18 protein-coding genes are annotated in these 21,705 nt (G+C 38.0%); 4 read left to right on the forward strand and 14 right to left on the reverse strand.

Translation table 11 applies throughout. The features are described 5' to 3' along the window. Positions 1-73 precede the first annotated feature (73 nt). The 8 genes from ACA100_RS11730 to ACA100_RS11765 all read right to left on the reverse strand — a co-directional run bounded on the left by ACA100_RS11730 (position 74) and on the right by ACA100_RS11765 (position 9,633). Positions 74-2,968 carry an insulinase family protein gene (locus ACA100_RS11730; protein ID WP_481077887.1) on the reverse strand — a complete coding sequence of 965 codons (2,895 nt, stop codon included), beginning with the start codon at positions 2,966-2,968 and terminating at the stop codon, positions 74-76. 97 nt (positions 2,969-3,065) lie between these two features. Beyond that, entirely contained in the window at positions 3,066-4,616 is a 1,551-nt protein-coding gene (locus ACA100_RS11735; RefSeq protein ID WP_481077888.1) for a phosphoethanolamine transferase, read from the reverse strand. Between the two features lie 118 nt (positions 4,617-4,734). Next, positions 4,735-5,283, reverse strand: coding sequence for a hypothetical protein (locus ACA100_RS11740; RefSeq protein ID WP_481077889.1), 549 nt, complete (start codon positions 5,281-5,283; stop codon positions 4,735-4,737). A 52-nt stretch (positions 5,284-5,335) separates the two neighbouring features. Beyond that, on the reverse strand, positions 5,336-5,662 hold the full coding sequence (locus ACA100_RS11745; protein WP_077926464.1) for an AzlD domain-containing protein: 327 nt from the start codon (positions 5,660-5,662) through the stop codon (positions 5,336-5,338). Position 5,663: 1 nt separating this feature from the next. After that, the gene (locus ACA100_RS11750; protein WP_481077890.1) at positions 5,664-6,374 is read right to left on the reverse strand and encodes an AzlC family ABC transporter permease; all 711 of its coding nucleotides are present in this window, start codon (positions 6,372-6,374) and stop codon (positions 5,664-5,666) included. Positions 6,375-6,457: 83 nt separating this feature from the next. Further along, positions 6,458-7,282, reverse strand: a complete 825-nt coding sequence (locus tag ACA100_RS11755) for an AraC family ligand binding domain-containing protein (RefSeq protein ID WP_481077891.1) — start codon at positions 7,280-7,282, stop codon at positions 6,458-6,460. Positions 7,283-7,285: 3 nt separating this feature from the next. Then, positions 7,286-7,876, reverse strand: a complete 591-nt coding sequence (locus ACA100_RS11760; protein WP_481077892.1) for a response regulator — start codon at positions 7,874-7,876, stop codon at positions 7,286-7,288. Beyond that, entirely contained in the window at positions 7,873-9,633 is a 1,761-nt protein-coding gene (locus tag ACA100_RS11765; RefSeq protein WP_481077893.1) for a sensor histidine kinase, read from the reverse strand. Before ACA100_RS11765 ends, ACA100_RS11760 begins: the two co-directional genes overlap by 4 nt. 142 nt (positions 9,634-9,775) lie before the next feature. On the opposite strand from ACA100_RS11765, the gene ttrB reads away from it, so the two are divergent. The 3 genes from ttrB to ACA100_RS11780 are packed head-to-tail and all read left to right on the forward strand — an operon-like array spanning position 9,776 to position 14,674. Beyond that, positions 9,776-10,510 (forward strand): tetrathionate reductase subunit TtrB, encoded by a 735-nt coding sequence (gene ttrB / locus ACA100_RS11770; protein ID WP_481077894.1) that lies wholly within the window; start codon positions 9,776-9,778, stop codon positions 10,508-10,510. Further along, positions 10,507-11,583: an NrfD/PsrC family molybdoenzyme membrane anchor subunit gene (nrfD, locus tag ACA100_RS11775; protein ID WP_481077895.1), complete on the forward strand. Its 1,077-nt coding sequence runs from the start codon at positions 10,507-10,509 to the stop codon at positions 11,581-11,583. Before ttrB ends, nrfD begins: the two co-directional genes overlap by 4 nt. Continuing rightward, on the forward strand, positions 11,576-14,674 hold the full coding sequence (locus ACA100_RS11780) for a molybdopterin dinucleotide binding domain-containing protein (protein ID WP_481077896.1): 3,099 nt from the start codon (positions 11,576-11,578) through the stop codon (positions 14,672-14,674). The genes nrfD and ACA100_RS11780 overlap by 8 nt, the downstream gene beginning before the upstream one ends. A gap of 64 nt (positions 14,675-14,738) precedes the next feature. On the opposite strand, the gene ACA100_RS11785 is transcribed toward ACA100_RS11780, so the two are convergent. The 5 genes from ACA100_RS11785 to ACA100_RS11805 all read right to left on the reverse strand — a co-directional run bounded on the left by ACA100_RS11785 (position 14,739) and on the right by ACA100_RS11805 (position 19,636). Continuing rightward, positions 14,739-14,954: a hypothetical protein gene (locus ACA100_RS11785; protein WP_481077897.1), complete on the reverse strand. Its 216-nt coding sequence runs from the start codon at positions 14,952-14,954 to the stop codon at positions 14,739-14,741. A gap of 69 nt (positions 14,955-15,023) precedes the next feature. Further along, a complete protein-coding gene (locus tag ACA100_RS11790) occupies positions 15,024-15,944 on the reverse strand; it encodes an AEC family transporter (RefSeq protein ID WP_481077898.1) in 921 nt (306 codons plus the stop codon). Between the two features lie 30 nt (positions 15,945-15,974). Further along, on the reverse strand, positions 15,975-17,336 hold the full coding sequence (locus ACA100_RS11795; protein ID WP_481077899.1) for an MATE family efflux transporter: 1,362 nt from the start codon (positions 17,334-17,336) through the stop codon (positions 15,975-15,977). Between the two features lie 144 nt (positions 17,337-17,480). Continuing rightward, the gene (locus ACA100_RS11800; protein ID WP_481077900.1) at positions 17,481-18,068 is read right to left on the reverse strand and encodes an aminodeoxychorismate/anthranilate synthase component II; all 588 of its coding nucleotides are present in this window, start codon (positions 18,066-18,068) and stop codon (positions 17,481-17,483) included. Then, positions 18,068-19,636 (reverse strand): anthranilate synthase component 1, encoded by a 1,569-nt coding sequence (locus ACA100_RS11805; protein WP_481077901.1) that lies wholly within the window; start codon positions 19,634-19,636, stop codon positions 18,068-18,070. Before ACA100_RS11805 ends, ACA100_RS11800 begins: the two co-directional genes overlap by 1 nt. Positions 19,637-19,968: 332 nt before the next feature. Between ACA100_RS11805 and ACA100_RS11810 the strand changes: the two genes are divergently transcribed. Further along, the gene (locus ACA100_RS11810) at positions 19,969-20,181 is read left to right on the forward strand and encodes a hypothetical protein (protein ID WP_481077902.1); all 213 of its coding nucleotides are present in this window, start codon (positions 19,969-19,971) and stop codon (positions 20,179-20,181) included. A gap of 100 nt (positions 20,182-20,281) precedes the next feature. Here ACA100_RS11810 and pykF read toward each other — a convergent pair whose 3' ends face one another. Continuing rightward, on the reverse strand, positions 20,282-21,697 hold the full coding sequence (gene pykF, locus ACA100_RS11815; RefSeq protein WP_481077903.1) for a pyruvate kinase PykF: 1,416 nt from the start codon (positions 21,695-21,697) through the stop codon (positions 20,282-20,284). Positions 21,698-21,705 lie beyond the last annotated feature (8 nt).

The raw sequence follows: 21,705 nt of genomic DNA on the forward strand, positions 1-21,705 counted from the left end.
AGGCTAAAGATATGATGGATAGAAATTTATGGCATAAAAAAAAGCGCCCTTTCGAGCGCTTATCTTAACAATTCTAAGCTAAAGTATAAACCTTCAGATTTGCTTTTTCGAGTGCATCTTTAGGTCCTAAAACAGCAATATCAGCAGACTGATTTACAAAATATTTCTCTGTCACTGCTTTCAAATCATCCAATGTGACTTTCAATACATTGGCACGGAATGCTTCGCGAACATCTGGCGTATTACCAAAATAGTTTGCTAATGCTGTTTGCTGATATTCAGCTGCTGGTGATGCTGGTTTATCGATCCCTGAAATCACGCCCAATACAGCTTCTTCCAATGCTAATTGTTCATGCTTAGTATTCAACATCCATTGAATGGAAGCATCAAAATCCGCCAATGTTTCTGCTAAACGAGGATCACGATAACTAAAGAAATTGAATGAACCACCTTTCGCATTGTAGTTACCGCCACCGCCATAAGCACCACCTTGCTCACGAATAGCGCGGTGTAAATAACCATTGCGTAAGAAACCTGCCAAAATTGTTAATGCTGGCGCATCTGCATGATCGCCTGTTGCCACTTTATAGCTCTTGCCACAATAATGAACAGGTGCATTGATCGCCCAACCAATGTTTAATTGTTCATCAGGCACTGCAAATGGGAAGTTATATTCGGCTGTTTGTGTCACATCGTGCGTTAACGCTTTTGTGAAGTAATCGCTGAATTGAGTCAATTCGTTGTCACTTGAAATCGCCATTAACTCATATTTTGCACCATTCAATTTTTGCAATAATGCTTTTAATTGAGCCGCAAATGTTTCACAAGCAGCCACATCTTTCAATTGTGCTGTTAATTGATTACCCAATTGAATGCCTTTCATGCCGCCAATTTCTTCAGATAAATAGTTAATCTGTGACATGTTTTGGCTTGCAGAACCCATCGCATATAAATGGCCGTTAGAAACAATCCCTTCTTCACGAGACAATTTTAATTGATTCAATAACTCTTGAATGCGCTTCGTTTCATCAAAACGCGCATCAAAGAATGTTGCCTTCAATAAATCAGCCAAATGTTGGCTATTCGCAGACAATGCTTTACCCGATAAAATCCACAACGCTTTTAATTTGCCATCTTTACGATCCGTTTGATACAACGATGTTGCACTCAAACCACCTGTGACAGCATAAATGCGCGCTTGCTGTTCTGTATAGCTGTATTGACCACAACCAACATCTGTCAAAATACTGTTTAAATATGGTAATAAACGACTTTCATCTTCTGTTAATTCAGGCAGCTCTACGATCAAGCTTTGATAAATCATGCCATTCGTATTCACTGCGCCAGTATAAATCGTTTGATTGTTCAACTGAATTGCAGAAACTTCTGGAATCTCCAATTTTGCAGGAATATCTTCACGTGTAACCATTGGCAATACGCTAATATCATCCTCTTGGCTTTGGCGCTTTTTCAATTCTAGCGCTTCCATAATGATCTCTTGTTGTTCTTGAGCTGTTAACTCTGACTGAATTTTCGCCAAGCGCGCTTTTTCATCTGCAACAATTTCATCCGCCATTGTTTGGCTTGGTTTAACAGTTAAGCACAATTTATGAGGATTATTGATCAACATACGATCAATCAATTCAGGGATAAAGTTAGGATTTTTAATCTCTTCACGCATTTTCAATAATACATTATCAATCGCCAAAGCATCCACTGCTTCGCCGCCATGTAAAACTGGTGCTAAACATTGAAGAATCATATTTAAACCGTAAGGCATTCTGCCTTCTACAATTTCACGAGATGATAATTCCAACTGGTGCAATACAGATTCAACAACAGAAATATCGACATTCTCATCACGCACTTTGATCAATGTTGATAAAATTAACTCATTAATTTTCTCTGCATTATCGCTGTCAGCACCTTCTAAACCAGCGCAGAAAAAGATCTCTTTCGTGCTATCTTCCAATCCACAGAAAGTGGATGGCGCAACACCTAAATCAGATGTTTCTAAAACATGACGCAGTGGCGAACTTGAATTATCCAACAATACGCCACTTAAAATACGTGCACGCATAACATCGTAGTTATCGTAAATTGGGTTCAATAACCAAGTATTGATCACATGCGTTTTATTTTCCATGCTCTCTTCTTTTGGCAATGGATAATAGCTTGTGACATATTTTGGCTCTGTAAAGCGCTCTTCATTAGGCACTGCAAAATCAAAAGTCTGCGCTTCAAACTGTGATAACACACGATCTTCAAACACTTTCTGATGATCTTTAGGATCTAAATTACCATATGTGAAAAACACACTATTGGAAGGATGATAATGCTTAGCATGGAACGCTTTGAGCTCTTCATGGGTTAAATCAGGAATATTTTTAGGATCGCCGCCCGAGTTATGATGATAAGTTACTGTTGGGAATAAATTTGTGGTAATTTCCTGATATAGCAATGAAATTGGCGAGCTCATCGCACCTTTCATCTCATTGAATACAACACCTTTATAAACTAATGGACTTTCTGGGTTTTCTGTCTCTTCAAATTCAAAACGATGGCCTTCTTGCAAGAAATCGTAATAATTTAAATTTGGGAAAAATGCTGCATCCAAATAGATATTCAATAAGTTATTGAAATCTTTTTTATTTTGACTTGAGAATGGATAAGCCGTCCAATCCGATGATGTAAATGCATTCATGAATGTATTCAAAGAACGGCGAATCATCATAAAGAATGGGTCACGCACAGGATAGTTCTTAGAACCACACAATGCTGTGTGCTCTAAAATGTGTGCAACGCCCGTAGAATCTTGTGGAACCGTTAAAAACCCGACTAAAAATGTGTTGTTCGTATCATCCGATGCAATGTGAAAATGCTTCGCTTTAGTTTCATTATGAACATATTCTTCCAATGTAACATTGAGAGAATCAATATAAGTTGATTTTAGCTGGGTAAATGACATGTAAGAAATTCCTCACCGTATTAAAAATGAATGCCATTATGGCATGAATACTTAACAATATGGTTATTAAGAATCAGAATTTCAATACACTTAATGTTTATTTCCCAGTAATATCGATCGCAGGATCATCCACCCCTTCTTTAATTTTTTCTGACAGACCAAAATCGCTTGGATCATCTTGACAATCAAATAGGCTATAATTCGGATCTAGTTGATCTGCAGTAATTCCCATCCAATTAGCAATGCCATTTGTAAAATTCAATCCTGATTTAAATGATTGGCATTCCTTTCTTTCAGTATCATCTGAAGATATTTTGAACAAAGGAATTTCATAGTGATATTTACTAAGCATATTATTATTTAACCTTAGTTCATTGCTTACTTCTTTATGAACTAAGCCATGATCAGAAAAATATACCATTGAAAAACTTTTATTATTTAATTTCTTTTGTTCTTTTAAAAGCTCATAGACTTTTTCTAAAAACTCATCTGTTTTATGTATAGATGAGATATAGCAATTCAGATTTGAGTAATAAGCATTACTTACCATAGTAATTAAATGATAATCATCAATTCTTTGGCAAGCATCTGGGTGAGAGCCATATAAATGCAATACAATAAATTTAGGCTGTTTCTGATTAATCATCAATACTTTCCGAAACTCTAGTAACAAGTCAAAATCACTAGTGTTTTTAGAAGAGTAATCTCCAGTTTTCAAAAAAGTCACTACATCACTAGATTTGGCTATAGCAGTCACTGGTGTATCATGTTCACCTAAATACCCAGAATTTGATAACCAATATGTAGTAATATCAGAACTTTTCACTAAATCTACTAAATTCAAACTATATCTTGCAGACCAATCAACAGTTCGGGCCAAGGTTAACATTAATCTCAATGATGAAACAGATGCACTTCCCCCACTAGTCAGCCCTGAAATGACAACCCCACTAGACTCACTCATAAATGGTGTATTCTCTATAGGATATCCGTATGCATAATGATAATCTTTTCGCGCACTCTCACCTATCACTAATACATATGTATCATATTGTTTGAGATTATCATTTCTAGATACATGTTTCCAATCATTTTTTTCTCTAAGCAACTCTATTTTCTTATATTCTTCTCTTAAATCTTGTAAAGATATATACATTTGTTGAAAGATAGAATTCGGAAGAAATACTAACATTGAACACAATATCCCTATAGACATAAAGTTATAATTTTTATACAAACTTATTTTATACTTTACAATCATGCATCTATTAATAATAATTAATACCACTAACAACACACTATAAGACACACTAGACCTATCTACTAATTGAAAAAACTCACTCAATTCAGATATATCCGCAGCTGCACCTGCAATCCAAAAACTATAATGTAATGGGCCATACATCAATCCTAAAGGTATATATATGGCATGCAATATAACTAATGGAAAGAGTATTAACCAAAAAAGATTCTTAGAAGAACTAAATACTAGAACAAAAAAAGCAATAAACAAAACTGAAGTAGGTGAATCTAGTGAATTAGTTCCTAATAACATTATGAAACTATTAATATATGCTATTCCACATGTACATAATATTAAAATAATTTTTTGGCATAAATGAATATACTTGTGTTTGATTACTTCCATAATGCAACATTTCACTCTTCTACTTTTCTTTGTAATCTGATTATAATAACAGGATATTAACCCTTTATAAAATAAAAACGGCTCCTCAGAGCCGCTTTTGTAACATTGTTATTTAATATTATTTCAATCTTGGTAAATCAGGGCGCAATTTAATAAAATCATTATAAGTTTCATTCGGCATTCTAAAGAAAATCATGCGCTGTGATTTGTTATCCAATGTAATCGCAAATTTTTGGTTATCTAAACGATATAAACCAACTTTATGTGTATCACGCTCATTCACTGTTTTTTCAGTACGCTTATCACCTTTACGATCCACTTGTTTAAAAATCACAGAATGAAGTTCTTTGTTTGTTTCATCCAATTTCCAAGTGAAATATTCAGCGCTCATGTGCTCTGCTTTTGTCTTACGATTCACATCCAAACCATACGCTAAACCTGTATGATCAGTATAAAATGCAAAGATTAACATAATGTCATCTGGGTCTGTATCATCCGTTGAAAACATCCATGCGCCATATAAGTCTTTAGTTTTCACAGTTTCAGATAAAGTAACGCCTTGACCTTTCAGTTTCTCATCACTTGTATCCATATAAGCAGCAATACCACCGCATGCTGTTAACATTGCCGACAATGCTATCACTAAACACATGTTGATTAACTTCATTATAATCTCCTTAGTTTTATATTAATTTTATAAAATACTTAGTTAATATAAACTAAATGTTAGGAATAATCAGAAAAAGTAGCAGATAGAAAAACGTCACACTACCCACCATATTCCACAATACATTCTTCACTTTAAACATCAGTAAACAACCAAAAATCGCCGCATATAAATAAGCATTAGTAGATATTTCTCGTAAACCTGTTTCACCATCAAAAAAGATAATCGGCACACAAATCACACTCAATAAACATGGCGCTGAAAAGCTCAACATTTTTTCAATAAACTTCGGTAAACGGATCGCAACTTTAGGCTCTAAGAAAAAGTAACGATTAAAATAGATGATGATGGCTAAAATAAAAATTAATCCGTAACTCATTTTATAACTCCACAACTTCATGCTTCACAACAAATGTTTCATACAATGAAGCTACTAACATTCCTGCTAAACCTGCCACAATCAATCCACTTTTGAACTGTAATAATTGCAACACAAAGGCACAAACACACGATACAAATACACCCAAAACAGTTGCTTTATTTTTAGTGAGCGCAATAATGATCGGAATAAAAATCGCCACAATGGAAAAATCTAAATGATATTTATGTAGATCAGGCACAGTATTGGCAACCACAATGCCCGCGTAGTTAAAAATCACCCAAAAGAAATAAAAACAGAAACCTGCACCAATCAAATAATAACGATTGCTTGAATTGACACTCGAACGAATGGCAAAGAGCTCATCCGTTAGTAAGAAACCTAATGCCAGTCGAGTTTTCAATGGATATTTACCAATCTTTTTTCTAAATACTAATGCATAAATGAAATGCTGTGATGTCACAAAAAACACTGAAACAATGATCATCGCAATTGGTGCGCCAGCCATGACTAAACCTAAACTCACCAATTGCGCTGTACCTGCGAACATAAAGATCGGCATCGCCATTGCTTCAGCCACAGATAATCCAGCATTGATCGCCATCGAGCCCGCCAAAATTCCCCAAGGCAATGCTGCAATGCTGAGTGGCAACATGATCATAAAACCTTTCATAAAGTGCCGAGCTTGCACATACAACTTTTTGTGACTCATTTTCCATTCAACCTTCACTTAAACTCAATAGAGCTTTAGTATTGCGAATGTCGCTTTCGCTTGAATAGAACAAAATTGCTGTTTTATGAAAATAGAGATTGCGTATATTGCGTGGGCGTTACGCCAAATGCCTTTTTAAAATGACGATTGAAATGGCTTTGATCTGAAAACCCACAATCCACCGCAATATCAATCGGGCGCAAGCCTTGTTTTAATAATCGGCTCGCTTTATGCAATCGAGATTGAATGAGCCATTTGTGCGGCGTCATTCCCACATGTTGATTAAATTGTCGCAAAAAGTGCCATTGGCTCAAATGTGCCATATTCGCTAACTCTGTTAAGGTAAACTCACGTTCAGGATAAGCATTAATAAATTCTTTCACCCATAAAATTTGCTTTTTACTATCAGATAATTGCTGTATTTCTGGTAATGATTGTCCATGTTTTGCAATCAAATAAGCCATTGTTGAGAGATAAAATGTCTCTTTTAATAAAATATTGCCCGCTTGTTCTAAGAGTAGAAACAACTGCATTAATTGTTGTGCTAAACCTTGATCATCCACAACTGCATCCGCAAACCAAGGCGCGCCAGTTTGCTTGAATAGATCTTTATTGATGTGATCAATCATCTCTGGCGTTGGATAAATGGCGTGATATTCCCATCCAAAATTTTTAGCTGGCGCGCCTGTGTGAACTTCATCTGCATTGATCAATACTATGTGCCGTTCATTGGCATAATAGTTACTGCCTTGCCACTGGAAAGTTTGCGCACCATCTTCGATCACCGCAATGCAATAACCTTCGTGAGAATGTTTTGTGAAAGATTGCTCTTCATATCGAGCATTCAATAACTCCAATCCATTCAATTCAGGCAAATGCCAATAATTTGCAAACTCTGATCGATCCATAATTTATGCTTCTTTCACATCTGATAATTTCACCACAAATTCTGCCAATGTTTCCACATTCAGTTTTTTCATAGCGCTGGCTCTCTGTACTTCCACTGTTCGCACGGAAACACACAGTTGCTCAGATATTTCTCGGTTAGTTAAACCTTCATAAACCAATTGGCTCACTTGCTGCTCTCGCTCGGATAATTGTGCAAATTGCTGTTGAATGGTGTAATCATAAAATAGCTTTTCCGTTTCTATTTGTGCGCGTTCTAAGGCTGTTTCGAGCTTTGCCATGGAAACAGGTTTTTCTAAAAAATCCACAGCACCATTTTTTAATAATGTTACAGCTTGAGATAATTCGCCGTGCCCAGTTAAAATGATCGGCGCAATCACACTGCCCTTTTTCTTTAAGAGATCAACAACTGTTTCGCCATTCATTTTCGGCATGCGCAAATCTAGGATGGCAATTGCTGGCTCCAATAAATCTGCACCATCAATGAATTGCTCACCATTTTCCCATTGCTCAACCAATGAATAATCCAACTGATTCACCAAAAATTCGCACGATTCACGCACTTCAATTTCATCATCTACGATGTGTATTTTCATGACTTCTTTTCCTCAATCGTTGCGCCTGTTGGTAAAATAATGCGTACAGAAGCACCTTGTTCGCCATCTTTGCGGTTATCGATTCTAAATTTCCCGCCAATCACAGCCATTAAGCGCTCGCAAATTACCAAACCTAATCCTAAACCTGTAGCTTTAGATGTTCTAAATGGCACAAATGGTGCATCTAACTCATCTTTCGTAAAGCCTGAACCATTATCCATGATCAAAATTTTATAATAATCCTGATGGCAATGGGCTTCAATGATGATCTGATTTGCACCTGCTTGCACAGCATTTAACAATGAATTCATCATCACTTGTTCCAAAATAGAAACCACAGTAAAAACCTTTTGATCACAATTAATGTGCAGTTCAATTGCCACGCGATTTTTGGTTTGTAATCGGATAATTTCGATCATTCTTGTCATAAAATCATTAAAATTAAACCATTCCAATTGATCCATCGTTTTAGGCTTCACCCACGATTGCAGATTTTTAATGATGGAACTGCATTGCTCCACTTGCTGCACAATGCGCTCAATTGGTTGCACAAATGATTGCGGATCTCTTCCTTTTTGCAAGCCGAGTAAACTGCCTTCTGCATAATTACGAATCGCCATCAACGGCTGATTGAGTTCGTGCCCAATGCCGCTTGCCACTTCACCCAAAATATTCACACGATCTGCTCTAGACAACATTTTTTCATATTCATGTAAGCGATGATAAGAGGATTCCAATGCAAAACGGCGCTTACGCGCAATCCAAGTGAGCCAACCATGATTCACTGCCAATAAAAGCATAATCAATGCGATCGCCAACAACCATAGTTTATATTGATTCGCAATGCGCCAAAAAGTTTCCCATAAAGTTTCTTCCACTTCGATTAACCCTGCAAAGCGCTTCATGGCATAAACTTCCCCCAAGCCCACAGGCAAGCGCCATGTGGTTAAAGTAGGATCTTCATTCTCAAAGAGTGCTTTTTGAATCGTTTGTGCATCTTGTTCCGTCAATGTGGGCAATGCTGCCAACGACCAATTATATGCCAATGGCGTTGAACTCATACAGCCTTCCTCGGTTTCATTGGCTGCCAACAGTCTAAAATCATCAGGATTAATTTGATCCGCTTTAATCATATTTTCATATAAACATGCAGGAATAATCGCAGCATCCACCAGTTGGCTTTGCACATTGAAAACGCCACGCTCGATGGGAAAACCTAAAAAAGTCACAAAATAATCTTTGGGGGCTTCTAAACCCGCATCATAAATCGCTTTATAACCTAACAAGAAACCGCCTAAAGCATCTTTAGAAACAGCCGCCACTTTCTTATTTTCTAAATCAGATAATGTATGAATGTCGCTATCCCTTCGTACAATAATGGTACTACCAACCACAGAGTTTGGATTAAATGCACTCACATTGCGATCCAAACTTGCGATCCAGCGTAACTTAATGTCTGAAAATACGGATAAAAATGCAGTTTGATTAGCAATGAGCAAATCAGCTTCATTATTGATGGCAACTTTTTTAAATTGCTCCAAAGTGACAGGCATTAAAATCACCTCATCCTCAGGAAACTTTTGTGCCAATAATGACTGAAAGCTAGCCCAACTTTTTAACGTGGCTTCTTTGCCCATTGGTGCTAAAACTGCCACTTTAATCGTTTTAACCGACAGCGCTTCTGCCTGAACAATGGCGAGTAACAACAAAAAAAATAGTACAAAAATTTTATGAATGAATGAGTTATAAATTTTCACGATCGCCTTTCTTGTCACAAGTCAACTTTTAACCCTTTATGTGGTTTTCCACAATAGAGCGAATTTTAGAAAACGATGAATATATAGTCAGTGATTCTAGTGGCTTTTGGGGAAAGTCACAAATTTAAAAGGGAAAGATCTTATGACTTTAAACCGCCGAGAACTATTAAAACAGCTGGCAACCATTACAGCAGGCGCAACGGTAATGAGTTTAGCCGAAGCACAATCCGCAATGGCACCACCAAGAAGAGAAGGTGATGATGCCAAACGCTATGGAATGATGATCGATTTACGTCGTTGCATCGGTTGCCAAGCTTGCACAGTGAGCTGCTCTGTGGAAAATCAAATGCCACCAGGGCAATTTAGAACCACAGTTCGTCAATATCAAGTGATCAATAATACAAATCAAGAAGCCACCAATGTGGTTTTGCCGCGTTTATGTAATCACTGTGATAATCCTCCTTGTGTGCCTGTTTGCCCAGTACAAGCAACATTCCAACGCAAAGATGGCATTGTAGTTGTGGATAATAAGAAATGCGTAGGCTGTGCCTATTGCGTACAAGCTTGCCCTTATGAAGCACGTTTCATTAACCATGAAACAGGCACAGCAGATAAATGCACTTTCTGTGTGCATCGCTTAGAAGCAGGTTTATTGCCAGGTTGTGTGGAATCCTGTGTCGGCGGTGCTCGCATCATTGGCGATATGAAAGATCCTGAAAGCGAGATAAGCAAAATGCTCATCGAATTTAAAGATCAAATCAAAGTCTTAAAACCTGAACAAGGAACCATTCCACAAGTCTTTTACATTGGTTTAGATGAAGCATTCACAAGCAATGTACAAGGCCAAGCAATGCTATGGCAGGAGGTCAAACTATGATCCGTGAAATTTTAACAGCACCACAAGAATTAGCTTGGTTGCCTTGGGCAGTACAATATTTCTTCTTCATCGGGATTGCGGCAACTGGCGCATTAGTGGCAGTATTTTTACGATTATTCCGCAAAGGCTTATATCCAAAAGCTGAAATGATCACATTAGCCATTGCAGCAACAACTGGCATCGTCGGCCCAATTGCATTAAGTGCAGATTTACATCAACCTGGCAGAATCATTAACTTTTATCTATCCATCACACCTTGGTCATGGATGTGGATTGGCGCCATCATCGTGCCATTCTTCGTTGTCTTCTTATTATTGCAATTTTTATTGGTGTTGCGTGAAAACACAGATAAAAGCAAAACTTTCAAATGGCTACGTTTTGTTCATTGGTTCAAGTATAACGAAAGTAAAATCCTCCCAATTTCTAGTATTTTTTTAGCATTAACAGCTTGCGGCATCTTGCTTTACACAGGTAAAGAAGTGAATATTCTAAAAGCACAAGCCATGTGGTTCACACCTTGGTTACCTTGGGCGCTTTTCTTCACAGCATTACAAACCATTCCTATGCTTGTCAAAACATGGAAAAACTGGGCGAACATCCAAGAACAAAATACCTGCTTAAATCGTTTACAACTCGCTGCGCTCATTGGTGTTGTTGTGACATTAATTGGCTGGGCAACATCCAATACGCCAGCAGGTGAGGCATTCAGATCCTTACCTGAAAAAGGTAGCGTTTGGTTCACCATTGGCTTTGGCATCTTGGTTTATATCGTTGCCCTATTCATTTATACGATTTACACATTCAAAGCTGATCATAAATTTGGTTGGTTCATTCATACAATCCTAGCGTTATTCAGCTTATCTTTAGCTTGGACGATTCGCTGGGCGATCCTCATGCAAGTTCAAACGCTGCCAAAATACAATATCTTCATCAATCCTTATCACTTAAGTTGGGGATTCGATGGCGCACTTGGCATTATTTCAACATTTGGTTTATGGCTCACACTTTTAATTGTGTTCTGGAGCTTACTCAACGACCGCTGGTTTACATTCAAAGGAGTTCAACATGGATAAGACTAACAAAAAACGCCGCAATATCTTAAAAGGCATTGCAGCTGCTGGCGGTGTTGGTGCCTTTGTTGCAGGTTACAGTAACACAGCTAAAAATATGGCTGTTGGTATGATCAAAGGGACATCAGCAGAACCAACAGATAACCGAATTTTTGGTAATGCGTTACAAGTGGAAGGCGTCATCAAAGATGGTCATTTTGAACAAACACCAGGCCAAGTGATGTCAAACACACAATGCTTTGGTTGCTGGACAGTTTGTGGCGTGCGTGTTCGTGTAGATCAAGCTAAAAATGAAGTGATCCGCATCTGTGGTAATCCTTACAGCCCTTTATCACATGAAGAACATTATCCTTATGAAATGCCGATAGAAGAAGCTTGGACAAGATTGGGTGGTGAATCAGGCATTAATGATCGTTCTACAGCTTGTGCACGCGGTGCTTCTATGGGCGAAGGTTTAACCAGTCAATACCGCGTATTATCACCTTTAAAACGTGTCGGAAAACGTGGCGAAGGCAAATGGCAGCGCATCTCTTTCGAGCAACTCGTAAAAGAAGTTGTGGAAGGCGGCGATCTGTTTGGTGAAGGCCATGTGGATGGTTTGCGTACCATTCGTGATTTGAAAACACCCATTGATCCTAACTTCCCTGAATATGGTCCAAAAGCCAATCAACTATTGGTGACCAATGCAGGCAATGAAGGCCGTGAAGCCTTGGTTAAACGCTTCACGAATGATTCTTTTGGCACTAAAAATTTTGGTGCTCATGGTGCATATTGTGGTTTAGCTTATCGTTTAGGTTCTGGTGCTTTAATGAATGATATGCAAAAAAATGCCCATGCAAAACCTGATTTTGACAATGTAGAATTTGCAATTTTTATGGGAACGTCGCCTGCCCAAGCAGGTAATCCATTCAAACGCCAAGGCCGTTTACTGGCAAAAGCACGCATGAAAGATGCCGAAGAGTTCTCTTATGTTGTTGTTGCACCCAACTTACAATTAACCAATACATTAGCCACAAGCAACAATACTTGGGTGCCAATTTTACCCAGCACAGATTCAGCAATGGCAATGGCGATGATTCGCACCATCATTGATGAACAATGGTATAACGGAAAGTATTTGAAAACACCAGGTAAAGCTGGCATGAAACACAATGATGAAGTGAGCGTATGTAATGCAACTCACTTAGTGATTGCCAATGAAGATCATCCTTTATATGGCCATTTCTTACGTGAATGGGATATTAAAGAGATGACAGGTGATCGTGCTACCAGTGATATTCTAGTGTTAGATGAAGCCTCCCAAAACTTTATGTCAGAGGCAACTTCTCCAATTGGCACACTCAATGTTAATCAAACAATCACACTGCGTGATGGCACAACAGCATTATTAAAATCAAGCTTCACTTTACTAACAGAATCCGCACAAAAACATACTGTGGCGGAATACAGTAAAATGTGTGGTGTGCCTGAAGCGACCATTCAAGGCTTAGCACGTAAATTCACAAGTCACGGCCGTAAAGCAGCCATTGTTTCTCACGGCGGAATGATGAGCGGCAACGGCTTTTACAATGCTTGGTCCATTATGACTTTGAATGTATTAATCGGTAACATGAACCACAAAGGTGGCATGTTAGTCAATGGTGGAAAATATAAAGAATATACACCTGGCCCAAGATATAATATGGTGGATTTTGAAGGCAAAGTATCACCTAAAGGCATGTTATTGGCACGCTCTAAAAAGCCTTATGAAACATCTACAGCATTTAAATTATTGAAAAAAGATGGTCAAAATCCTTATCCTGCTTCTCGCCCTTGGTTCCCATTTGCAGGCGGTCAAACATCCGAGATTTTAGCATCTGCTTTTGCCGCAGATCCTTATCCGCTCAAAGCTTGGATCAGCCACATGACAAACCCTGTATATGGCATTACTGGCTTTAGACAAATTTTAGGCAAACAATTAGCGGATCCAAAGGTTTTACCACTATTTGTAGCAATTGATGCATTCATTAATGAAACTACAGCATTTGCAGATTACATCGTGCCAGATACACATAACTTTGAAAGTTGGGGATTTACAAATCCTTGGGCTGGCGTGCCATTTAAAGCTTCCACTGCCCGTTGGCCAATTGTTGAACCGCGCGTTTATAAAAATGCCGAAGGCGATGCAATCTGTATGGAAACATTCCTGATTGCTGTTGGTAAAATGATGAACCTTCCTGGCTTTGGTGAAAAAGGCATTCAAGATGCGAAAAATCCTGAAATTCATTACCCTTTCCATAAACCTGAAGATTATTACTTAAGAGCTGCCGCAAACGTGGCTTACGATGGTTCACCTGTGCCAGATGCAACCCGTGAAGATATGCGTTTAACAGGTGTTAATCGTTTAAAATCACGTCTTGAAGCAGTGCTCAAACCTGAAGAACAACTCAAAGTCGCATATATGTATGCCCGCGGTGGCAGAGTGGAAAGCTTTGAAACAGGCTGGGATAAAGAGCACATGACCAAAAAATGGCCGCTCACAATGCAGATGTGGAATGAGCAAGTGGGCATTCACAAACACAGCATGAATGCAGAACGCTATAGCGGCTGCCCAACGTATTATCCTGCTCGCTTTATGGATGGCTCAAGCATGCGTGATCACTATGCTGAAAAAGATTGGCCGTTCTTATTAACATCATTCAAATCTAATTTAATCAGTAGCACAGCAGGTTCCAACCTTCGCATGCGCATGATTAAGCCTACTAATATTGTGGGTGTGAATGCTGATGATGCAGATAGAATGGGCATCCACAATGGTGAAATTGTGAACATTGAATCACCATCAGGTAAGCATGAAGCACAAATCATGGTATTAGATGGCGTCATGCCAGGTGTAATTGCCGTTGAACATGGTTATGGCCATAGAGATATGGGCGCACGTGCTCACACTATTGATGGCGTACCTTTGTACTTCAATGAACATGTTGGCAGTGGATTGAATTTAAACGATCTTGCCATCCAAGACCCAAGCCGCAACATTCCAACACCGTGGATTGATTGGGCGGCGGGTTCTGTTGTTCGCCAAGGAATTCCTGCAAAAATCACTAAAGTTTAAACATAAATTTTACGCGTCAAAAAGGGATCATCAAGATCCCTTTTTTCTTTATTCATTTCAACAATTACTTACCCAATTGATCGCCGACTAAACCACCAACAGCAGCACCACCCACTGTACCAAGTACAGCACCATCAAAAATCCAAGCACCTGTAGCAGCGCCAACTGCCGCACCACCAACCATTTTTTTCTCTCTCGAACTCATGCCGTTCCAAGTAGAACAACCTGCCAATACTATAATCATGCTGATTAATACAGTTAAGCGAATAATTTTATTCATACTTTCTCCTCAATGTTAGTACTGATAATTCTGTAGCATTATCGCATTTTGATAAAACTCAGCACAATATTAAAATTCAAATAACCCGATCACAATTGGAATCGTTACGATTGATAATAATGTGCTCCATGTAATGATGGATGCCATTGCTTCCGAATCTCCACCCATTTGACGAGACAAAATATAGGCATTCCCTGCCGATGGCATTGCTGCAAATAGTAATGCAATGTTTGCAGGTAAACCAGATGAGCCTAAAAAATACAATAAAGTCACAGTAATAATCGGCATCACCAATAGTTTTAAGCCAATGGCATAGCAAATACCCAACATTTTTTTGGCATCCATCATGATGATTAGTCCCGCACCGACAGACATTAAGCTCAATGGTGTTGCTGTATTCCCAAGATAAGATAAATATTGCTTAATCGCCCCTGTGATTTGAATTTCCAATCCATTGAGCACTAAGCCAATCAATACACCAATGATTAAAGGATTCTTAAATAACGCCACTAAAATCGTAACAATGCCCTTTTTAGTCCCTTGGTTACTGCCATAAACATTCATCACAGTAATGCATAAAATATTCACAGTAATGATCATATATGCCATAAATACGCCTGCTAGAATAATGCCAGCATCACCGAATAAAGATTGTGATAATGCTATAAACACATAGGAATTATAACGAGTGCCACCTTGAAAGATGGATGTAAACAGACGATTTTCGATGTTAAAAATATATTTAGAAATAAAAATAATAGCAGCTATCATCAATGTTGCAATGAATGGTGCAATTAAGGCTTGCAGCAAACCACCATCTGAGAAGTTTGCTTTAGAAACCTCAAGGATCAATAAAACAGGGAAAAATAAATAATAAACTAATTTTTCAATCCCTTGCCAAAGTTCAGTATGTGGCAATAAACGCTTAATGACAAATCCCGTCAGCACCAAACAAAAGATGGGCAACACGGATAAAAATACATGCAACATCGACCATATCCTCTAATTTTTATTTTATTTTTAATTTTTTAAAAACCTTCTAAATTCTTTTAATTGTATCCATAACAATAACACCGCTGTACAAGTTGCCAATAAATCTGCCATCAAAATTGAATACCAAACGCCATCAATCCCAAAATAATTCGGCAAAATAAATAATCCTGGCACTAAAAACAGAATCTGGCGGCTCAAACTGAGAAAAATTGAATGTTTCACTTTACCAATGCTTTGGAAAAAGATTGTCACAACCGCTTGAAAACCCACCAATGGAAATAAAATGGTCACAATTTTAATCGCATTAATAGCAACAACGGCCAACTCTTCTGACGGATTAAAAAACGATACCACAGCAGATGGGAAAAACACACCAATGATCATTGCGATCACACCAATCATTACACCAATTTTAATCGTTTGCAGCAGTGCTTCTCTTAAGCGCAATATCTCTTTTGCACCAAAACTATAACCAACTATTGGTTGCATGCCTTGTGTTAAACCCAATAAAATCAACACAACCAGCATTAACAATACATTCACAATAGTATAAGCGCCTACCGCGACCGAACCACCATATATTTTCACTTGTTGAATCACAATAAAAATGATGCTGCCAGAGACTAAATTCATTAAAAATGGTGACATCCCAATGCTCAAAATCGCTTTAGTAATCACGCCATCAAAACGAATATAATCCCACTTGAATCGCAGTGTTGAATTTTTACTCATGAAATGATGCATCACAAATACTGTGCCGATTACCATAGATAAAACAATGGCCAATGCCGCACCTTCGATGCCCCAACGGAATTGATAGATAAAAAGCGGTGCAAAAATAGCATTCAGCACTAGCGTTAATAGCATTGTGTACATCGCTTTTTTCGGATAACCCGATGCACGCATCATATTATTAAAACTAAAACACAAATTAGAAAATAGCGCGCCCAATAAAAAATACTTCAAAAAATCATAAGTATATTGATAGGTGCCTTCATCCGCCCCCAAAAAATAGACCAATGGCTTTAAAAATATGAAAAAAAACATGGCGACAACTGTCGTAATGACAATGGTTAACAGCAATGATGTCCCAATAACTCGCTCTGCTTTTTCATAATCTTCATTGCCCAAAAAGATAGAAATTCGGCTCCCAGCCCCTGCGCCCACCAACATACCAAATGCAGCAATGATCGTCATAATAGGCAAAGCTAAGCCCATTGCGCTCATTGCATCATCATTTAAGTAATCAGCATTACCGACGAAATAGCGGGTAATGATATTATAAAGCGCACTTACTGTGCTCCCTACGATTGCTGGCAGAGCATATTTCCATAACAGCTTATTAATGGGTGCGTTTCTGAGTTCTAAAATACGGTCCGATTGCGTCATACTCTCTTACGAGCCTCCTTAATTGTGGTATATACAAAAGACTTGGTAATGCCACCATTAAGGAGCTAAACCATCATTGCATTGCGCAACGATGTCATTATAGAACTAAAATACGTTTATAGCACGCTTCTATATCTCATAATTTCATGCATAAAACTCTTCTAACCATTCTATGGATTGCTTCAATAACTTATGTCCATTGGTTGTTAAAATTGACTCTGGATGAAACTGAAAACCCATGACTCGATTTTCATCATCACGTACAGCCATCGCCATATTATCCACTGTGCCATTAATGGTTAAAGATGCAGGAATATCAATACCAACAAGAGAATGATAACGTGCAACGCTCATTGGATTAGGGATATTTTTAAACATCCCTAATCCATCATGTTCAACATGAGATGTTTCCCCATGAATATAATCATTGGCTGGAATAATGTGACCGCCATACGTTTCAATGATCGCTTGATGCCCCAAACAAATACCAATCATCGGATATTGCCCAATGGATGCTTTGATCACATCCAACATAGAACCTGCATCTTTAGGATAACAAGGTCCTGGCGATAAAAATAAAATAGGTTTTTTTGTTTGAGCTAACTTCTCCATGAAAAAATCAGTGGATAAATTATTACGATAAATCTCTACGTTGTGCCCCATCGTTCTTAAATCATCCACAATGTTGTAAGTGAATGAATCAAAATTATCCATAAAAATGATATTAGCCATTAGAATTTCTCCTTCGATTGATGGGCTTGTAAAATGGCATTCACGACTGCGCGTGCCTTTGATTTTGTCTCTTCCATTTCAGCGGTTGGATCAGAGTTTTTAACAACGCCAGCGCCAGCTTGCACTGAAGCAACACCATTTTGCACAATGGCAGAACGAATCACGATGCATGTATCAAAATCCCCTTTGCCTGTGAAATAGCCAACTGCACCACCATAACTACCGCGCGGTACGGTTTCATATTCATGGATCAATTGCATGGCTCTAATTTTAGGTGCGCCCGTCAATGTACCCATATTCATAGTGGATTGATATGCATGAAAACAGTCCAAATTACCTTTTAATTGCCCCACAACGCGCGAAACCAAATGCATCACATAGGCATAACGATCCACTTTTGTGAGATCCGCAACATAACGAGAACCTGGCACACAGATTTTCGCTAAATCATTACGCGCCAAATCCACCAACATAAAATGCTCTGATAACTCTTTTTGATCCGTTCGCAACGATAATTCCAATCGACTATCTAAATCACGATTAATACCGCCATCCTCAGCAAAACCACGTGGACGAGTGCCAGCAATCGGATATAACTCCACTTCATTTGTATCTTTTGTATATTTCAATGCGCTTTCTGGTGATGCTCCAAAGAGCGTAAAATCTTGATCCTGCATATAGAATAAATATGGGCTAGGATTATTTTGCTTCAACTGTAAATAAGCCAAAAATGGTGATGGGCAATCTACATAGAATTGTCGAGATGGCACAACTTGAAATACATCGCCCTGCTGAATATAACCTTTCAACATTTTGACCTTGTCACCAAAAGCATCATCTGCAATATTTGTTGAAACTCGACTTGTTTCATTCTTAAATTGATCTCTGTTAATAGCAACAAGTTCCGCATCATATTGCTCCAAAAGATGCTGATGTTGTTCATTAATGGATTGATACAATTCCGATGTTTCATCATTATTGGTCATTAGAGAAATTAACTTGCTCTCTTTTTTCTGATGATCCAACGTGATCACATGTTCCGCCACATAAAAAGTGTAATCCGCACATTTTTTCGCAAAATTCTCTTTTGCAATCGGCTCGAATAAATATGTTAATTCATAAGCAAATAAGCCTGTCATAAACATCTCTTCTGGCTTTGCTAAATGCTCTTGTGCAAGCGTCAATAATACACGCAAACCATCAAAAATCGAGAAAGCACGAAGCTTATCATCTTCTGATAATTCGCCATTAATGCTTGGAAATACAGCAACCAGCTCATGAGTTGTTAGATGAGTTGTTGCGCCCATTTGAGATAATTTATCTGCAATCACTTTCAATAGGTTTTGACCGTTTTTCGTCAATGCTTGATATGTAACAGAGTAGTGATTTGCAGTGATTTTAACAGCTGAATCTATCACCAATAAGCTTTTGAGATTCTCTTTGCTGTTAACATCCGCAGATTCTAACAACAATGTATTGTCTCTATTATGGCAGTAATGATGGAACAATTCTGCTGGATTGTCTTGGTAGTTCAGCACAGTTTGCACGCTTGAAAATGTGTATCCCATATATTTTCCTCTGTTGACATAATTAAATTCAGATATGAAAAAACCCGCCTTTTGGGCGGGTTTTCATTTGTTCTTTTGTACGTTAATGACAAACAGACACAGCTCAACCGCCCGAGGAAGGGAGATTTTGCCACCATGCTGTGTTCATCATATTGTGTGTCATTTCAGTATTAACTCGTTTGTTTAATCGCTCAGTTAGTAAACATGTAATGAGAATAAATGTCAATACAATCTTAGTGATCCCATAATTTATGACTTTGACTTATACATATCAATTAATATTAAAAACAATATGTTAAAATAAAAATTCATATATCTACAAAACTATCATTATGAAAAAGTACTTATTAATTTACCTCTTACCTTTATTAAATCTCGCTCATGCTACTGGTGATTTTTCTATATCTGATGATTTTCTAAATACACTCTTTGTTGTATTTATTGTTTTGCCTATTGGATTTATTCTTTTCATGATTTTTATGTTTTCTGCTCTCAACAAATATGAAAAAGAAGATAAAAATAATAAAGAAAATAATGATCAATAAAAAAGCCATTCTCTCGAATGGCTTTCATGCTGATTTTATAAATAAATTTTTCACAATATTTTCCTCCTACGGGAGGAAAATCATTATTATTTATCTTCTATTACAATGTATGTACTGATGAAGTGTTCGTTGTGCCACTTGGTACCAATGCACCAGAAACCATCACAACAACATCACCTTTTTGTGCAAAGTTGCTGTTCAATGCTTCTTCTTTACCAATGCGATAGAAATCATCCGTTGAACGAATTTCTTCTACAACTTTAGTTGTCACACCTTTCACCATTTGCAATTGTCTTGCTGTTTTTGGATTAGTTGTTAATGCCAAAATACGTGCTGTTGGGAAATATTTACGGATCGAGCGTGCCGATTTACCTTGATAGGTCGCAACGACGATCAATGGGCTATCCAACATTTCTGACATTTCAACTGCGCCCAAGCACACTGATTCCGTCACGCGCATTTTACGCATCGGTGGCTTTTGCAATGATACTTGGTTTGGCATCACATCATCTGTACGCTCACAAATCGCCGCCATGATCGAAACTGCTTCCACAGGGAATTTACCTTTAGCTGTTTCACCAGATAGCATCACAGCATCTGTACCATCTAAAATTGCATTGGCAACGTCTCCAGCTTCAGCACGCGTTGGACGAGGATTTTTGATCATAGAATCTAACATTTGTGTCGCAGTGATCACAACTTTACGTGCTGCCACACATTTTTCGATCATCATTTTTTGAGCAAAAATGACTTCTTCGACAGCAATTTCAACACCTAAATCACCACGAGCAACCATAATGCCATCAGATACTTCTAAGATTTCATCAAAATTCGTTAAACCTTCTTGATTTTCGATTTTTGAAATGATCATCACATCTTTTCCGCCGTTTGCATCTAAATGCGCACGAATTTCTTCAACATCAGATTTCTTACGAATGAATGATGCCGCAACATAATCCACACCAACTTCTGCGCCAAATACTAAGTCAGCTTTATCTTTTTCAGCTAAAGCTGGTAGATTTGTCACAACTCCTGGCAAGTTAACGCCTTTGTTTTCGCCTAAATCGCCATCATTCAATACTTCACAGATCACATCTGCACCACGAATTTCAGTGACTTTCATGCCAATCAAACCATCGTCGATCAATACTGTATTGCCTACTTTCAAGTCATTTGGCAAACCTTCATAAGTCACAGCAACGCGTGTTTCATCACCAATGACAGTTTTATCTGTGGTTAATGTGAATGTTTGACCTGATTTAAGCGGTACATCTTGGCCATCTTTTAACTTAATGGTACGAATTTCAGGACCTTTAGTATCCAATAAAATTGCAGCCTGTTTTCCATGTTTCTCACACACAGCACGCAAATTATCAATGCGTCCTTGATGCTCTTCATAATTACCGTGAGAAAAGTTGAGGCGCATGACGTTCATTCCTGCATTCAGAAGCTTTAACAATACATCTTCTGACTCAGTTTTAGGACCAATCGTACATACAATTTTCGTCTTTTTCATATACATCC

It is taken from the genome of Wohlfahrtiimonas sp. XWW7 (assembly GCF_056716055.1).

Excerpts from the sequence above, each read along its gene's own strand:
- ACA100_RS11760 (WP_481077892.1), bottom strand. The coding sequence starts at position 7,876 with ATGAAAATACACATCGTAGATGATGAAATTGAAGTGCGTGAATCGTGC.
- ACA100_RS11750 (WP_481077890.1), bottom strand. The coding sequence starts at position 6,374 with ATGAGTCACAAAAAGTTGTATGTGCAAGCTCGGCACTTTATGAAAGGT.
- ACA100_RS11810 (WP_481077902.1), top strand. The coding sequence starts at position 19,969 with ATGAAAAAGTACTTATTAATTTACCTCTTACCTTTATTAAATCTCGCT.
- ACA100_RS11790 (WP_481077898.1), bottom strand. The coding sequence starts at position 15,944 with ATGTTGCATGTATTTTTATCCGTGTTGCCCATCTTTTGTTTGGTGCTG.
- ACA100_RS11730 (WP_481077887.1), bottom strand. The coding sequence starts at position 2,968 with ATGTCATTTACCCAGCTAAAATCAACTTATATTGATTCTCTCAATGTT.
- ACA100_RS11745 (WP_077926464.1), bottom strand. The coding sequence starts at position 5,662 with ATGAGTTACGGATTAATTTTTATTTTAGCCATCATCATCTATTTTAAT.
- ACA100_RS11785 (WP_481077897.1), bottom strand. The coding sequence starts at position 14,954 with ATGAATAAAATTATTCGCTTAACTGTATTAATCAGCATGATTATAGTA.
- ttrB (WP_481077894.1), top strand. The coding sequence starts at position 9,776 with ATGACTTTAAACCGCCGAGAACTATTAAAACAGCTGGCAACCATTACA.
- ACA100_RS11795 (WP_481077899.1), bottom strand. The coding sequence starts at position 17,336 with ATGACGCAATCGGACCGTATTTTAGAACTCAGAAACGCACCCATTAAT.
- ACA100_RS11780 (WP_481077896.1), top strand. The coding sequence starts at position 11,576 with ATGGATAAGACTAACAAAAAACGCCGCAATATCTTAAAAGGCATTGCA.
- nrfD (WP_481077895.1), top strand. The coding sequence starts at position 10,507 with ATGATCCGTGAAATTTTAACAGCACCACAAGAATTAGCTTGGTTGCCT.
- ACA100_RS11805 (WP_481077901.1), bottom strand. The coding sequence starts at position 19,636 with ATGGGATACACATTTTCAAGCGTGCAAACTGTGCTGAACTACCAAGAC.
- ACA100_RS11735 (WP_481077888.1), bottom strand. The coding sequence starts at position 4,616 with ATGGAAGTAATCAAACACAAGTATATTCATTTATGCCAAAAAATTATT.
- ACA100_RS11740 (WP_481077889.1), bottom strand. The coding sequence starts at position 5,283 with ATGAAGTTAATCAACATGTGTTTAGTGATAGCATTGTCGGCAATGTTA.
- pykF (WP_481077903.1), bottom strand. The coding sequence starts at position 21,697 with ATGAAAAAGACGAAAATTGTATGTACGATTGGTCCTAAAACTGAGTCA.
- ACA100_RS11800 (WP_481077900.1), bottom strand. The coding sequence starts at position 18,068 with ATGGCTAATATCATTTTTATGGATAATTTTGATTCATTCACTTACAAC.
- ACA100_RS11755 (WP_481077891.1), bottom strand. The coding sequence starts at position 7,282 with ATGGATCGATCAGAGTTTGCAAATTATTGGCATTTGCCTGAATTGAAT.